The following is a 13,646-nucleotide window of genomic DNA, read 5'->3' as shown; positions in this document are numbered from 1 at the left end:
GCTGATGGCCGATTCCTGGGCCTCATCTGAGGGCACGAGAAAGTCGATGCTCGCGAACAAGCGTCGCGACACGTCGACGGAGATCGCCGCGCGCCGGGAGCTGCAGTCGCGCGGTCTGCGGTATCGCGTCGATTTCGCACCCGTCCCAGGCCTGCGACGGCGCGCAGACGTCGTCTTCACCCGCGCACGTATCGCGGTATTCATCGATGGCTGCTTCTGGCACGGCTGCCCTATTCACGGGACAGCACCTAGACGGAATGCTGACTATTGGGGCCCGAAGCTCGCGGCGAACGTCGCACGTGACCGGGACACTGATCGACGGTTGTCGGCGGCCGGATGGATCGTCGCGAGATTCTGGGAACATGAGTCTGCGCGGGAGATCGCAGACACAGTAGAACTGCTCGCGCGGAAAGGCACCGATGAGAAGCGCTGAAGAGGAGCTCGCCATCCGGAACGACGTCTTCCGTTGGTTGGACGCCGCCTTCATCGGCGGGGGTGGGTATGAAATCAGCCGTGCGGAACTCCTGAACTATTCATTCCGCGGCGAACGGATCCCACTCCTCGACACCGGACGAGGTATTCGAAACCCCGCGACATTCCGGTCGACGTTGTCGATCATGTCCGGTTGGAAAAAGAACAGGTACCGCGACTTCGAGGACGAAAACGGCTGGATCGAGTACTCGTACCGCGACGAAGAAGCGGGCGACAATCTGAAACTTATCCGGGCCTTCGAGCTTCGCTCGCCCATGGTGTACTTTCGCGCGGTTCGCGAGGGATACTACTTCCCCTACTACCCCATCGTGATCGCAGAGAACGACGTCGTGGAGCGGAAAGTGCGCTTCCCGCTCGATCAAGGGCTCGGGTTCCTCGGCGATCCGCTTCAGTACTCAAGCGACCAGCGTCGATACGCAGAATCGGTTGTACGAACTCGTCTGCACCAGCCGTTGTTTCGAGCACGCGTTCTCCGCGCATACGAGAATGCCTGCACAGTCTGTGATCTCAAACACCCCGAGCTCCTCGATGCTGCACATATCATCGGGGATACCGAGTCACATGGCGTCCCCCACGTGACAAACGGGCTCGCGATGTGCAAGATGCACCACGCGGCGTACGACCGCTTCCTCCTCGGCATCACGGCCGACTATGAGGTACGCATTGATCGCCGCCTCCTCGACGAGGTCGACGGGCCAATGCTCCGCCACGGCCTGCAAGACATGCACGGTCGCACGATTCGCGCACCTTCTAACCGAAAGGCGTGGCCAGCGCGCGATCTGCTTGCGGAGCGATTCGCCCAGTTCAGTGGTCGGTGACGCGCTGCGAGCCTCGGGCGAGTGAATACCTGCCTCGGCCTCCGCCTCCACCAGACGCGACTCAGATGTCTCCTATGTCGCGACTCATCACAGAGTGCCCCTGGAGGGACTCGAACCCCCAACCGTTTGCTTAGGACGCAACTGCTCTTCCATTGAGCTACAGAGGCTGGCTGATCGATTCTAGCCGCGACCAGCCGACGCCCCGGGCCAGCAGCGCTCGCCAGCGCCGAACCTCCGTATCCGGTGAGAGTCCCGCTCGAAGGTGCGTCGTGGGTTGCGTCCGCGGCCGGTTCTCGGAATCGTGGCCGTCTCGCCGCAATCCACGGAAGGGAGCATCATGCTCACACTCACCGAGAACGCCACCAGTGCCGTCAAGACGCTCACGTCGCAGATCCCGACGGAAGAGGGCGGACTGCGCATCCGCGGTGCGGACCAGGCCGAGGCCGGCTTCGAGCTCGCGCTCGTGTCGTCGCCCGAGCCCGAGGATGCCGTCATCGAATCCGACGGCGCCCGCGTCTTCGTCGAACAGGCAGCTGCGCTGCCGCTGGACGACCGCGTGCTCGACGCCCAGATCGGCGACGACGGCTCACTGAGCTTCGCCCTCGGCGTGCGCGCCTGACGCGCACCACGAGACACGACGAAGGCCCCGGGTTGCGACCCGGGGCCTTCGTCGTGCCGGGCGGGAGCCACGGCCCGCGCCGGCGCCGGGTCACCGGAAGTCCCGCGACCGGTGCATCACCCCCACCCGGAGGTCCTCGAAGGCATCCGCGACCAGGTTCGTCACACCCTCCGGCGAGCGCTCCAGCAGCCCGCGCGCGATGAGCGCGGGAGAGTCGCGCAGCACCCGGCGATAGCGGTTCCAGACCCCTATCGAGCAGACGATGTTCACCATCCCGTGCTCGTCCTCGAGGTTGAGGAACGTCACCCCGGATGCCGTCGCCGGCCGCTGCCGGTGCGTCACCAGGCCCGCCACCTCCACCCGGCGGCCGGTCTCGTGCGTGCGCAGCTCCCCCGAGGTGAGCACTCCGCGGGCATCGAGCTTCGCCCGGTAGTGGGCCAGCGGATGGTCATCGGTGGAGATGCCGGTTGCCCACAGGTCCGCGGCGAGCACCTCGTAGCTCGTGGGGTCGGAGAACAGCGGCGGCTGCACCGCCACGAGGGTGCCGGGGAGGAATTCGGCGCGGTCCTGCGCCGCGGAGCCCGCGAGCCAGATCGCCTCGCGGCGACTGAGACCGAAGCAGCCGAACACTCCGGCGGTGGCGAGGGCCTCGAGCTGGGCGGCGGTTGCCCCGGTGCGCCGCACCAGGTCGCGCAGGTCGCGGTACTCCCCCGACGCCTCGCGCTCTGCGACGATGCGCTGGGCGAGCGGTTGGCCGATGCCTTTGACGGCCGCGAGGCCCAGTCGCACCGCGAATGCGCCGTCGCGGCGGTGCGCGGCGGATTCGTCGGGGGCGGTGGGGTCGAACTCGGGGACGGGGGGTTGCTTGCGGTGGGTGCAGGCATCCCGCCCTGTTGGGGGGCGTTTCGTCTCGTCGCTGCGCTCCTCGCTCAACGACCGGAAGGCGGGACGTTTCGTCTCGGAGCTACGCTCCTCGCTCAACGACCGGAAGGCGGGGCGTTTCGTCTCGCTTCGCTCGCTCGGCGACCGGTCGGCGGGCTCCAACACGGCCTCGACGCCGGAGCGGTGCAGGTCGGGGCGCAGGACCTCGACGCCGTGGCGACGGGCATCGGCGGTGAGGGTCGCCGGCGAGTAGAACCCCATCGGCTGCGCGCGCAGCAGCCCGGCGAGGAACGCCGCCGGGTAGTGCAGCTTCAGCCACGAGCTGGCGTACACCAGCAGCGCGAACGACAGCGAATGGCTCTCGGCGAACCCGAAGTTCGCGAACGCCTGGATCTTCGCGTAGATGTCATCGGCGAGGTCCCCGGTGATGCCGTTCTCGGCCATGCCGGCGTACAGCTTCTTCTTCAGCGAATCGATCCGCTCGATGCCGCGCTTGGAGCCCATCGCGCGGCGGAGGACGTCGGCATCCGCCCCGCTCAGCCCGCCGACGGCCATGCCCATCTGCATGAGCTGCTCCTGGAAGACGGGAATGCCGAGGGTCCGCTCCAGCACCGGCTTGAGCTTGGGGTGCGGGTAGGTCACGGGCTCGTGCCCGAGCTTGCGCCGCACGTACGGGTGCACCGCCCCGCCCTGGATGGGCCCCGGCCTGATCAGCGCGATCTCGATCACGAGGTCGTAGAACCTGCGCGGCTGCAGGCGGGGCAGCAGGCCCATCTGCGCGCGGGATTCCACCTGGAACACCCCGATCGAATCGGCCCGGCACAGCATGTCGTAGACGCCCTGCTCCTCTTTGGGCAGGGTCGACAGCTCCCACCGCTCCCCCGTGGCATCCGCGATGAGATCGAAGCTGTACTGCAGCGCGGCGAGGATGCCGAGCCCCAGCAGGTCGAACTTCACCAGCCCCATCCACGCCGCGTCGTCCTTGTCCCACTGGATGACCGTGCGGTTCTCCATGCGCGCGTGCTCGATCGGCACCACTTCACCCACGGGCCGGTCGGTCAGCACCATGCCGCCGGAGTGGATGCCGAGGTGTCGCGGGGCCTTCAGCAGCTCGGTCGCGTACTGCAGCACCCGCTCGGGGATGTCGTGCATCTCGGCGGCGGCATCGGCTTCGGGGAGCGGCCCCCAGTGCTCCACCTGCTTCGACCAGGCATCCTGTTGCCCCGGCGAGTGCCCGAGCGCCTTCGCCATGTCGCGCACGGCGTTCTTCGGCCGGTACTGGATGACGTTGGCCACCTGCGCCGCGCGCTCGCGCCCGTAGGTCGCATAGACCCACTGGATGATCTCCTCGCGGCGATCACTGTCGAAGTCGACGTCGATGTCGGGCTCCTCATCGCGCAGGGCCGAGAGGAACCGCTCGAACGGCAGGTCGTAGGCGATGGAGTCGACGGCGGTGATGTCCAGCAGATAGCAGACGGCGCTGTTGGCGGCGGAGCCCCGGCCCTGACACAGGATGCCGCGGCGGCGCGCCTCTTGCACGATGCCGTGGACGATGAGGAAGTACCCGGGAAAGTCCTTCTGCTCGATGACCCCGAGTTCCTTCTCGATGCGGGCGCGGGCGGCGTCGGTCGCGTCGGGGTACTTGCGGGGCACCGCCTGCCAGACGAGGTGCCGCAGCCACGACATGGTGGTGTGCCCCTCGGGCACGGGGAGTTTCGGCAGCGCGGGCTTCGCGCGCCGCAGCGGAAAGGCCAGCTCGTCGGCGAGCTCGACGGTGCGAGCGACGGCGCCGGGGTACCGGGCGAAGCGCTGCGCCATCTCGCGGCCCGAGCGCAGGTGCGCGCCGGCGTTAGGAGGGAGCCATCCGTCGAGCTCGTCGAGGCTGCGGTTGGCGCGCACCGCGGCGACGGCGGCGGCGAGGTCGGCCCGCTCGGGGGCGGCGTAGTGCACGTTGTTGCTGGCGAGCACCGGGAGTCCGCGGTCGGCGGCGAGGGATGCCAGCACGTCGTTGTCGCGGGAGTCGAGCGGGCTGCCGTGGTCGATCAGCTCGACGTTGACCACGTCGGGGCCGAAGACGTCGATCAGAAGGTCGAGTTCGCGGGCGGCACCGGCGGCACCCTCGGCGGCGAGCGCGGCGCGGACGGCGCCCTTGCGGCATCCGGTCAGCACCGCCCAGTGGCCGTCGGCGCGGGCGGCGAGGTCATGCAGGTCGTAGACGGGGCGGCCCTTCTGCCCGCCCGCCAGCTGCGCGTGGGTGAGGGCGGCGGCGAGGCGGTGGTAGCCCTCCTCGCCGCGGGCGAGCACGAGCAGGTGCCGGCCGTGCGGGTCGGGTTCGCCGTTCTGCGGGCCGGGGAGGCCGAGGGACAGCTCGGCACCGAAGACGGTCTTGACGCTGCGGGCCTCGGCGGCCTCGGCGAAGCGCACGATGCCGTAGAAGCCGTCGTGGTCGGTGACGGCGAGGGCGTGAAGGCCCAGGCGCTCGGCCTCTTCGACGAGTTCCTCCGGGGAGGAGGCGCCGTCGAGGAACGAGAACGACGTGTGCACGTGCAGCTCGGCGTACGGCACGACGTCGTCGGGGCGGGCGATGGGCGGCGGCGTGTAGGCGCCGCGCTTGCGGGACCAGGCGGGGCTGTCGCCGCCGTCGGCGCCGGCGGGCTTGCGGCCGCTGAGCAGCCGCTCCATCTCGGACCACGACACCGAGGGGTTGTTGAAGCCCATCAGCGGGGGCCCGTTCGGGGGCGGGTCGTTGAGCGAGGGAGCGCAGCGACCGAGACGAAACGCGGTCCCGACTGTGGGTTGCTGCGTTTCGTCTCGCTCCGCTCGCTCAACGACCGGTGGGGCTCGCTCAACGACCGGTCAGTCATAACGACCCTCGGCGGACCAGTCGCCGGCCTCGCACACGAGCAGCCACGCGGACTGCTCGGCATCCACCACCTGGAACCGGTGCGCCTGCCGGGCGCGCGCGGCATCCCACCCGCGCTCGCGCACCGGCCACGGCCCCGCCCACGCGTCGATGCGCCGGCGCCGCCCGCTCTCGACCAGCACCGCCGGCGGCGCGGTCAGCGCGTCGCGGTCGCCGACGGCCACTGTGTCGCCGTCGGCATCGACCACCGCCACCGGCAGCGGCGGGTCGAACACCGTCGACGGCAGCGGGTCGGGAAGGCTCCCGGGCCACGGCCGCTCGCGGGGCCGCGGCACCACCGGGCGGTCGCCCCACGGCACGAGCACCTGCCGCTCGCTCAGCCAGCGGCCGCCCCCGACGACGGGCGTCACCACGCCGCGATGCCCCAGCATCGCCTGCACCCGCGACAGCGCATGGTGCACGCGCTCGTCCGGCCCGCCGCCGAACAGCGAGCGCACGTGGTGGGCGGCGGCATCCACCGTCTCGGGAGCGATGCGCACCCGTGTGACGGCGCTGCGCAGCCCCGCCTCGCCCAGCTGCCAGCGCACCCGGTCGACCACCTCGCCGGCGGTGAACGCGCCGGGGTGCAGCCACACCCGCTCGCTATTCTCGGCGCGGTCGCCGGTGATCTGCACCCGCAGCTCGGTGCACACGAGGTCGAGGGCGCCGAGCGCGCCGATGAACTCCTCGGCGGCGACGCGCATCGCGAAGGCCACCTGGTCGGCGATCTGGAGCGGCGGCTCGAACGCCACCTCGCGGTCGAGATCCGGCGGCGGCGTGCGCGGCTGCACGGGACGGGAGTCGCGCCCGGCCGCGAGCGCGTGCAGGCGGATGCCGCGCTCCCCCAGCCGCTCGCCGACGCGCTCGGCGGGGAGGGCCGCGAACTGCCCGAGGCTCTGCACGCCGAGCCGTCCCAGCAGGTCGACGATGTCGGGCTCGTCGAGCGCGGTGATCGGCAGCGGCGCGAGGAAAGCGGCGGACTCCCCCGCCGGCACGATCCGCACCGGCGCGTCGGCGAGGGTGCGGCGGGCTGCCTGCTCTGCGGTGAAGGGGCCGTCGGCGATCGCGATGCGGGTGTCGGTCTCGCCCATCGCATCGCGCAGGGTGTGGGCGGCACGCTCCTCGCCGCCGTAATAGCGGGCCGGACCCCGGGCGCGCAGTGCGCAGAGGCCCGCCCGCAGCAGCTGCACCCCGGGGGCGAGCTCCTCGATGCGGGCGATGAGCGGCGCGAACACCCGCTGGTCGCGGGTGGGGTCGGCGTCGGCGACCGTCAGCTGCGGGCACCGGGCCTGCGCATCACGGCGGCGCTGCCCTCGCCGCACCCCCTCGGCGCGGGCGGCCGCGGAACAGGCGACCACCGCCCCCTTGGCGAGCACGGCGACGGGCGCGGCGGCATCCACCCCCGCCTCGCGGGCGAGGGCGACGACGGGCCAGTCCGGCAGCCACAGCACGAGGGTGCGGGGCACGGGGGTGTCGGGTGCGGTGCTCATCCCGCCGCCCGGATGGGAATCGGCAGCGGCACCGAGCGCGGCACCGGGGTGGATGCCGCGGCCACCTGCCCCGACGATGCCGGCAGCTGCACGCGCGCGCGGCGCGGCACCGGGGTGCGGCGGCTCGTGACGGTGACGGTGAGCTCGCGCGCGGCGAGGTAGCCATAGCCGTCGCCGACCCCCGACCACACCGGGTCGCTCACGTCGATCATCGCCTCGGTCTGCGGCCAGGTGCCCTGCACCAGCAGCACCGCGCCGCGCTCACGCAGCCGGGCGGCCAGCCGCGAGACGTCGGCATCCCTCGCCCGCGAGGGCGGGCGCACCGCCACCACCGGCAGCACCTCGGCGATGGCCGCCGTCACCGCCAGCCACCGGGTGCCGGGCTCGGGGATCAGCACCAGCTTGTCGAGGGCGACCCCCACCCGCTCGGCCGCCTCGGCACCGAACTCCGGCATGCCGACCACCCCGCACCAGGAGCCGGCCTGCGAGGGCGGCGCCAGCAGCGCCGACAGCAGCGTGAGCGACGAGCCGAGCGCGTACGCCGACCCCGGCCGCAGCCCGCGCCTCGGCAGCAGTCCCGCGAGCGCCGGGTCGGCGGGCAGCACCGGGGCGTCCATGCGACGCCCCTGCACGCGCTCGAGCTGCGCGCGCAGACGCTGCACGTCTTCTGCCGCAGCCCGGTTGCGCACGATCGACCTCACCAACCCAGACTAGAACGGATGTTCTAGATCATCAACGTCAGGGTCGAAGATACGCTCGGGTTCCGACATCGCCCGCGGGGCGAATGCCGCGTGGGATGCCGGAGCGCGACACTGCCCTCGGCACCCGGGCACCACACACGCCCCCGGGCGCCACAAACCCCGAGTCCCGCAACCGCCTCGCGCCCCGCGCTACGCGGCGAGCACCAGGTACGGCTCCCAGCGCGGGTCGCTGCGCTCGGTGCCGCGCACGGTCCACTGCGCGCCGCGGGGAGCACGCGGGGTGACCCGCAGGTGCCACCCGATCTCCTGCGGCGTGCGGTCGCCCTTGGTGTTGTTGCAGCGCACGCACGCGGCCACGAGGTTCTCCCACGAGTCGGCGCCGCCGCGCGAGCGCGGCATCACGTGGTCGATGGTCGCCGCCGCCTTGCCGCAGTAGGCGCAGTGGTGCCCATCACGGCGCAGCACGCCGCGGCGCGTCACCGGCACCCGCCGCGCGCCCGGCACCCGCACATAGCGGGTGAGCAGGATCACCGCCGGTCGGTCGTAGGCGCCGCGCGCACCCCAGACGGGGTCGCCCTCGACGCGTTCGACGATGGTGGCCTTCTCATTCATCACGAGCACCAGGGCTCGCTTGAAGGAGATGACGGCCAGCGGCTCGTAGCCGGCGTTCAGCACCAGTGTGCGCACAATCGATGTCCTCTCGAATGGCCGGAACGGATTCCCGGAAATTCGAACTGCGGTGACGATCGATCCGCGTCAGGGTATGAAAAAAGGCGCCGTCCTCACAGACAGCGCCTGGGCGCCGCGGCAGCACCGCGGCATCCGATCTCACGATGCCGAAGGACGAGCAGCCCGAGCGCACCCGTGGTTCGGGTGCGTCGCGTGCCGTCCATCGGCTTCCCTCCGCTTCTCTCAGCGTCGGGATCAGGGTAACCCACCCTCCACCCATGGGCGCCGGAGAGCGGAAGAACGGCGGGTTGCGCGTGTCGCACACGCCCACGTCCCCGGCACAGCCGGGCGACGAAGCGGACTCAGCCCGCGTTGCTCTGCAGCCACGCCAGCGGATCGACGAACGACCCGTTGACCTGCACCTCGAAGTGCAGGTGCGGCGCGGTGGCGTTGCCGCTCTGGCCGACCTGGCCGATCAGCTGCCCGGCCTGCACGCTCTGGCCGGCCGAGACGACGCGGGTGCCGTAGCTCATGTGCGCGTACGTGGTGCTGACCTGCTGGCCGCCGACGACCGAGTCGATCATCACGACGGCGCCGTAGCTGCCGCCGCCGTCGGTCGAGGTGCGCACGACGCCGGATGCCGCGGCGAAGATGGGGGTGCCTGAGCCCGACATGAGGTCGAAGCCCTTGTGTCCGGGATATCCGCCGAAGAGGTTGTAGCTCTGGTAGGTGAAGGCGGTGACCGGCCAGCGCACCTCGCCCGAGCCGGGAGCGGTCATCGACAGGTCGACCGAGGCGACCTCGGCGGTGCGCGTGACGGCGCTCGCCCGGGCGACGGCCGCGGCGGCGGCGCGCGCGGCGGCGGCTTCTTCGGCCTTCTTCTTCTCGATCTCCTCGGGCGTGGTGGCCGAGTAGCTGTAGCGCTCGAGCGCTTCGGGGGTGGCCTCGGATGCCACGACGAGCGACTGCGCGTTGTCGGCGGCGACCTGGTGCTGGGTCACGGCGACCTCATCGGCCACCGGACGCGAGGAGGCGGCGTAGGCCGGCAGCGCGACGGAGGCCACGAGGCCCACGACCATCGCGACGATCGTGATGTTGCGGGCGGGCCTGTTCTTCTCGGCCCGAGGCAGCGATGACGCGGATGCCGCGGCGGGAACGGCCGGACGACGCCGCACGAGCCGCGTGGACGCGGCGGCTGCGAGGCTCCGCGCAGATCGACGAGTCCCGCGCGTGGGAGCGATCTCAGCGTCACCGCGAGACGAATCTTGTGCTTCGGTCAAGTCAACCCTCCGCGCGCCTCCGCGCCGAGTGACGCCGGCTCGTCGGCATTCGGTGTCGGGGCACAGATATGCGATCCCACGTGGAAGACGAGCCGGGGAGGCAATCCTCGTGGCATCCGTTGGCGTGCTTCTCGCCGTGGGACTTCCCTGAGGCTACCCGAAGATAACGAACATGTCACGCCCGGTTGCACAGCGCGTGAGCAGCCGTTCATCCGGCCTTCCCGCGGGGTCAGCCGCGATCGTCGATGAGGAAGATGTGCGACGCCACTTCGACCGGCAGTTCGAGCGCCTCGTCGTTGTCGTCCATCTGCACGAGCACGTAGCCCTCGTTGAACTGGAAGTCGCCGGTCGCGCCGGGCACCACGCCCGCCGCGCGCAGCTGCGTGAGCAGCTCGGGGTCGACCTGCACGGGCTCGGCCAGGCGGCGCACCGTGGCGCGGATCGGGCCGCCGGCGGCGTTCAGGCGGCGCACGAGTCCCACCACTCCCTGGTCGAACGTGTGGGCGGGGATGTCGCCCAGCTGGTCGAGCCCCGGGATGGGGTTGCCGTACGGCGACTCGGTGGGGTGGCCGAGCAGTTCGATCAGCCGCCGTTCGACCTGCTCGCTCATCACGTGCTCCCACCGGCACGCCTCTTCGTGCACGTACGACCAGTCCAGCCCGATGACGTCACTGAGCAGCCGTTCGGCGAGGCGGTGCTTGCGCATCACGTCGACGGCCTTCTGCCGACCCTCGTCGGTGAGTTCGAGCCGGCGGTCCTCCGACACCACGACCAGTCCGTCGCGCTCCATGCGGCCGACGGTCTGCGAGACGGTCGGGCCGGAGTGCCCGAGACGCTCGGAGATGCGCGCACGCAGGGGGATGATGTCCTCTTCCTCCAGCTCCAGGATGGTGCGGAGATACATCTCGGTGGTGTCGATCAGATCGGTCATCAAAGCCTCGATGTCAGGAGTGGTGGCAGCTCTTCCAGCCTATCGTCTGGCCGTCATACGGCTCCTGAGGCGCCGGGATGCCCTCGGGCGCGGCCCTACAATCAGCACATGGCCCATGTGACGCTGCCCCGCGACATCCTGCCCACCGACGGACGCTTCGGCTGCGGACCCTCCAAGGTGCGCGCCGAGCAGATCGCGTCTCTCGTCGGCCCCGGGCTGGCGCTGCTGGGCACGTCGCACCGCCAGGCGCCGGTGAAGAGCCTCGTCGCCAGCGTGCGGGCGAACCTCGGCGAGCTGTTCCGCCTGCCGGACGGCTACGAGGTGATCCTCGGCAACGGCGGCTCGACGGCCTTCTGGGACGCCGCCGCGTTCGGACTCATCGAGAACCGCAGCCAGAACCTCGTCTTCGGCGAGTTCGGCGGCAAGTTCGCCGCCGCCGCGGCCGCCCCGTGGCTGCAGGCGCCCGACGTGCGCAAGGCCGCCCCCGGCACCCGCGCGGTCGCCGAGCCGGTCGAGGGCGTCGACGTCTACGCCTGGCCGCACAACGAGACCTCCACCGGCGTCATGGCCCCCGTCGAGCGCGTGCACGGCGACCCCGGCGCGCTCACCGTGATCGACGCGACCAGCGCCGCCGGCGGCATCGACTTCTCGCTGCGCCAGGCCGATGTCTACTACTTCGCGCCGCAGAAGAACCTCGGCTCCGACGGGGGCCTGTGGCTCGCGTTCGTCTCCCCCGCCGCGGTCGAGCGGATCGAGCGCATCGCGGCATCGGGCAGGTACATCCCCGAGTTCCTGAGCCTGAAGAACGCGCTGGACAACTCGCGCCTGAACCAGACACTCAACACCCCGGCGCTGACGACCCTGTACCTGCTCGACAACCAGCTCGACTGGATGATCCAGAGCGGCGGCCTGCAGTGGGCCGACGCCCGCACCCGCCAGTCGTCGTCGGCACTGTACGAGTGGGCCGAGGCGACGCCGTACGCCACGCCCTTCGTCGCGGACCCGGCCGACCGCTCACAGGTCGTCGCCACGATCGACTTCGATGACGCGGTGGATGCCGCCGAGGTCGCCAAGGTGCTGCGCGCCAACGGCATCGTCGACACCGAGCCGTACCGCAAGCTCGGTCGCAACCAGCTGCGTGTGGCGACGTTCGTCTCCATCGAGCCGTCCGATGTGCGCCAGCTCATCCGCTGCATCGAGCAGGTCGTCGACCACCTCTGAGTCGGCGGCCCTCAGGCCGACTGCACCATCGTGGATGCCGCGGGTCGCCGCGTCGTCGAGCCCGGCGCCTTCGAGCTGCTGGTCGGCCCGTCGTCGCGCGAGGGCGCGCTGCTGAGCGCACCGTTCACCGTGCGGGGCTGACACCCGCGAACACGAAAGGGGGCCGGCGTCACACGACGTCGGCCCCCTTCGCGTTCGTTCTAGCGGTCGTCGTCCTCGTCGGAGTCGTCGTCGTCCGAGTCGTCGTCCACGTCATCGTCGGCTTCGTCGTCATCGGAGTCGTCGTCGTCCGAGTCGTCGTCCACGTCATCGTCGGCGTCGTTGTCCGAGTCATCGTCGTCCGAGTCATCGTCGTCCGCGTCGTCATCGACGTCGTCGTCGCCGTCCTGGGCGAGCGCGTCTTCGATGCCGCTGTCATCGAGCTCGTCGATGTCCACGCCGTCCAGGTCGCCGCCGTGCAGGATGGCGGAGCCGTCGTCGTCGAAGTCGGCGGCATCCAGGTCGTCGAGGTCTTCGACGTCGTAGGACTCGTCGCCGTCCTCGACGGGCTCCCCGGCTTCGGCTGCGGCGGCCGCCTGGGCTGCCTGGGCTGCCTGGTAGTCCGCGAGCCGCACGGCCCACGGCACCCATTCGGGAGCGAGCAGCGCGCCGTCACCGGGCAGCAGCTCGACCTCGAGCACGGTCGGGTCGGCATCCTCGACGGCGGCGACGCTGACCGTCCAGAACCAGCCCGGGTATCCCGGCATCCGGTTGTTGAAGCGCAGCGAGACGACGCCGCCCTCTTCCACCGTGTAGCCGGCGGCATCGCCGATGGTCGCGTCGGGGGTCACCTCGCGCAGCGCGGCGCGGGCCAGGTCGTGAGCGTGCAGCAGCCGCTCGTCGGCGGGCTCAGGCTTCGAAGTCATCGGCGACCTTGCGCAGCACGGCCGCGACCTTCTTGGCGTGGGAACCGCTGGGGTAGCGGCCACGGCGCAGGTCGCCGCCGATGTCGTCGAGCAGCTTCACGAGGTCCTCGACGATGATCGCCATGTCGTCGGCGGGCTTGCGGGACCGCTTGGCGAGACTGACCGGCGCCTCCAGCACGCGCACCGAGAGCGCCTGCAGTCCGCGCTTGCCGTCTGCCACCCCGAACTCCAGCCGGGTGCCCGGCTTGAGGCCGGTCGTGCCGGCGGGGAGGGCGGAGGCGTGCAGGAAGACGTCCTGGCCGTCATCGGCGGAGATGAAGCCGAACCCCTTCTCGTCGTCGTAGAACCTGACCTTGCCGGTGGGCATGCGAACCTCGCTGAATCGGGCCTGCGCGCGGGCAGGGAAAAATAGGGCCGATGGAACCCCGACTCAAGCCTACGGCACCGACCACCCACTAGTCTGGAGCGAATGAGCACACCTTCACCGCGCGAAGACGTGCCGGTCCGCCGGATCGACCGCATCCTCGCCTACATGTCCTTCGGCCTGCTGCTGCTGTCGATCGTGTGCTTCGTGGCGATCATCGTCGGATCGTCCACCGGAGGCGACATGCGGTCGGGCATCTGGCCCACCGTGGGAGCGATCGTCTGGTTCGCCCCGCCCGTGGCCTTCGTCCTGCTGATGACCCTCGTCATCATGAGCTTCGTCCGAAGGGCTCGTGCCAACAAGGCACACTGA

Annotated in this window: 13 protein-coding genes and 1 tRNA gene; 5 read left to right on the top strand and 9 right to left on the bottom strand. The window is 70.8% G+C overall.

What is annotated here, in order from left to right; genetic code table 11:
- The first annotated feature begins 4 nt into the window (after nucleotides 1-4).
- Complete coding sequence (locus tag QNO26_RS04680; protein WP_257525745.1) at nucleotides 5-433, top strand: very short patch repair endonuclease; 429 nt, start codon at nucleotides 5-7, stop codon at nucleotides 431-433.
- Nucleotides 420-1,310, top strand: coding sequence for an HNH endonuclease (locus tag QNO26_RS04675; RefSeq protein ID WP_257525746.1), 891 nt, complete (start codon nucleotides 420-422; stop codon nucleotides 1,308-1,310). Before QNO26_RS04680 ends, QNO26_RS04675 begins: the two co-directional genes overlap by 14 nt.
- 95 nt (nucleotides 1,311-1,405) lie before the next feature.
- Here the strand turns inward: QNO26_RS04675 and QNO26_RS04670 are convergent.
- A tRNA-Arg gene (locus tag QNO26_RS04670) sits at nucleotides 1,406-1,477 on the bottom strand.
- 170 nt (nucleotides 1,478-1,647) lie between these two features.
- Here QNO26_RS04670 and QNO26_RS04665 point away from each other — a divergent pair.
- On the top strand, nucleotides 1,648-1,929 hold the full coding sequence (locus QNO26_RS04665; protein WP_257525747.1) for an iron-sulfur cluster biosynthesis family protein: 282 nt from the start codon (nucleotides 1,648-1,650) through the stop codon (nucleotides 1,927-1,929).
- Nucleotides 1,930-2,019: 90 nt separating this feature from the next.
- On the opposite strand, the gene QNO26_RS04660 is transcribed toward QNO26_RS04665, so the two are convergent.
- The 6 genes from QNO26_RS04660 to QNO26_RS04635 all read right to left on the bottom strand — a co-directional run bounded on the left by QNO26_RS04660 (nucleotide 2,020) and on the right by QNO26_RS04635 (nucleotide 10,784).
- Nucleotides 2,020-5,529 (bottom strand): error-prone DNA polymerase, encoded by a 3,510-nt coding sequence (locus tag QNO26_RS04660; protein ID WP_257525748.1) that lies wholly within the window; start codon nucleotides 5,527-5,529, stop codon nucleotides 2,020-2,022.
- A gap of 138 nt (nucleotides 5,530-5,667) precedes the next feature.
- Nucleotides 5,668-7,203 carry a DNA polymerase Y family protein gene (locus QNO26_RS04655; RefSeq protein ID WP_257525749.1) on the bottom strand — a complete coding sequence of 512 codons (1,536 nt, stop codon included), beginning with the start codon at nucleotides 7,201-7,203 and terminating at the stop codon, nucleotides 5,668-5,670.
- Nucleotides 7,200-7,904, bottom strand: coding sequence for a DnaE2-dependent mutagenesis accessory factor ImuA' (gene imuA' / locus QNO26_RS04650; protein ID WP_257525750.1), 705 nt, complete (start codon nucleotides 7,902-7,904; stop codon nucleotides 7,200-7,202). Before imuA' ends, QNO26_RS04655 begins: the two co-directional genes overlap by 4 nt.
- A gap of 189 nt (nucleotides 7,905-8,093) precedes the next feature.
- Nucleotides 8,094-8,591, bottom strand: coding sequence for an HNH endonuclease (locus QNO26_RS04645; protein ID WP_257525751.1), 498 nt, complete (start codon nucleotides 8,589-8,591; stop codon nucleotides 8,094-8,096).
- A gap of 344 nt (nucleotides 8,592-8,935) precedes the next feature.
- On the bottom strand, nucleotides 8,936-9,748 hold the full coding sequence (locus QNO26_RS04640; protein WP_257525752.1) for a M23 family metallopeptidase: 813 nt from the start codon (nucleotides 9,746-9,748) through the stop codon (nucleotides 8,936-8,938).
- A gap of 334 nt (nucleotides 9,749-10,082) precedes the next feature.
- Complete coding sequence (locus QNO26_RS04635; protein ID WP_257525753.1) at nucleotides 10,083-10,784, bottom strand: iron-dependent transcriptional repressor DtxR; 702 nt, start codon at nucleotides 10,782-10,784, stop codon at nucleotides 10,083-10,085.
- Between the two features lie 108 nt (nucleotides 10,785-10,892).
- Between QNO26_RS04635 and serC the strand changes: the two genes are divergently transcribed.
- Complete coding sequence (gene serC, locus QNO26_RS04630) at nucleotides 10,893-12,005, top strand: phosphoserine transaminase (RefSeq protein WP_257525754.1); 1,113 nt, start codon at nucleotides 10,893-10,895, stop codon at nucleotides 12,003-12,005.
- A gap of 200 nt (nucleotides 12,006-12,205) precedes the next feature.
- On the opposite strand, the gene QNO26_RS04620 is transcribed toward serC, so the two are convergent.
- Together QNO26_RS04620 and QNO26_RS04615 are read right to left on the bottom strand one after the other, a co-directional pair.
- Entirely contained in the window at nucleotides 12,206-12,910 is a 705-nt protein-coding gene (locus tag QNO26_RS04620; protein WP_257525755.1) for a DUF3027 domain-containing protein, read from the bottom strand.
- Nucleotides 12,894-13,277, bottom strand: coding sequence for a cold-shock protein (locus QNO26_RS04615; RefSeq protein WP_257516884.1), 384 nt, complete (start codon nucleotides 13,275-13,277; stop codon nucleotides 12,894-12,896). Before QNO26_RS04615 ends, QNO26_RS04620 begins: the two co-directional genes overlap by 17 nt.
- Nucleotides 13,278-13,379: 102 nt before the next feature.
- On the opposite strand from QNO26_RS04615, the gene QNO26_RS04610 reads away from it, so the two are divergent.
- The gene (locus QNO26_RS04610; protein WP_257525756.1) at nucleotides 13,380-13,646 is read left to right on the top strand and encodes a multidrug ABC transporter ATPase; all 267 of its coding nucleotides are present in this window, start codon (nucleotides 13,380-13,382) and stop codon (nucleotides 13,644-13,646) included.

The sequence above is a fragment of the Microbacterium sp. zg-Y1090 genome (assembly GCF_030246945.1).
In the GTDB taxonomy this organism is placed as follows: Bacteria; Actinomycetota; Actinomycetes; order Actinomycetales; family Microbacteriaceae; genus Microbacterium; species Microbacterium wangruii.
The sequence above is the reverse complement of the archived record's forward strand: the minus strand, read 5'-3'. Positions and strand labels throughout refer to the sequence as shown.

Excerpts from the sequence above, each read along its gene's own strand:
- QNO26_RS04680 (WP_257525745.1), top strand. The coding sequence starts at position 5 with ATGGCCGATTCCTGGGCCTCATCTGAGGGCACGAGAAAGTCGATGCTC.
- QNO26_RS04675 (WP_257525746.1), top strand. The coding sequence starts at position 420 with ATGAGAAGCGCTGAAGAGGAGCTCGCCATCCGGAACGACGTCTTCCGT.
- QNO26_RS04665 (WP_257525747.1), top strand. The coding sequence starts at position 1,648 with ATGCTCACACTCACCGAGAACGCCACCAGTGCCGTCAAGACGCTCACG.
- QNO26_RS04660 (WP_257525748.1), bottom strand. The coding sequence starts at position 5,529 with ATGGGCTTCAACAACCCCTCGGTGTCGTGGTCCGAGATGGAGCGGCTG.
- QNO26_RS04655 (WP_257525749.1), bottom strand. The coding sequence starts at position 7,203 with ATGAGCACCGCACCCGACACCCCCGTGCCCCGCACCCTCGTGCTGTGG.
- QNO26_RS04635 (WP_257525753.1), bottom strand. The coding sequence starts at position 10,784 with ATGACCGATCTGATCGACACCACCGAGATGTATCTCCGCACCATCCTG.
- serC (WP_257525754.1), top strand. The coding sequence starts at position 10,893 with ATGGCCCATGTGACGCTGCCCCGCGACATCCTGCCCACCGACGGACGC.
- QNO26_RS04620 (WP_257525755.1), bottom strand. The coding sequence starts at position 12,910 with ATGACTTCGAAGCCTGAGCCCGCCGACGAGCGGCTGCTGCACGCTCAC.
- QNO26_RS04615 (WP_257516884.1), bottom strand. The coding sequence starts at position 13,277 with ATGCCCACCGGCAAGGTCAGGTTCTACGACGACGAGAAGGGGTTCGGC.
- QNO26_RS04610 (WP_257525756.1), top strand. The coding sequence starts at position 13,380 with ATGAGCACACCTTCACCGCGCGAAGACGTGCCGGTCCGCCGGATCGAC.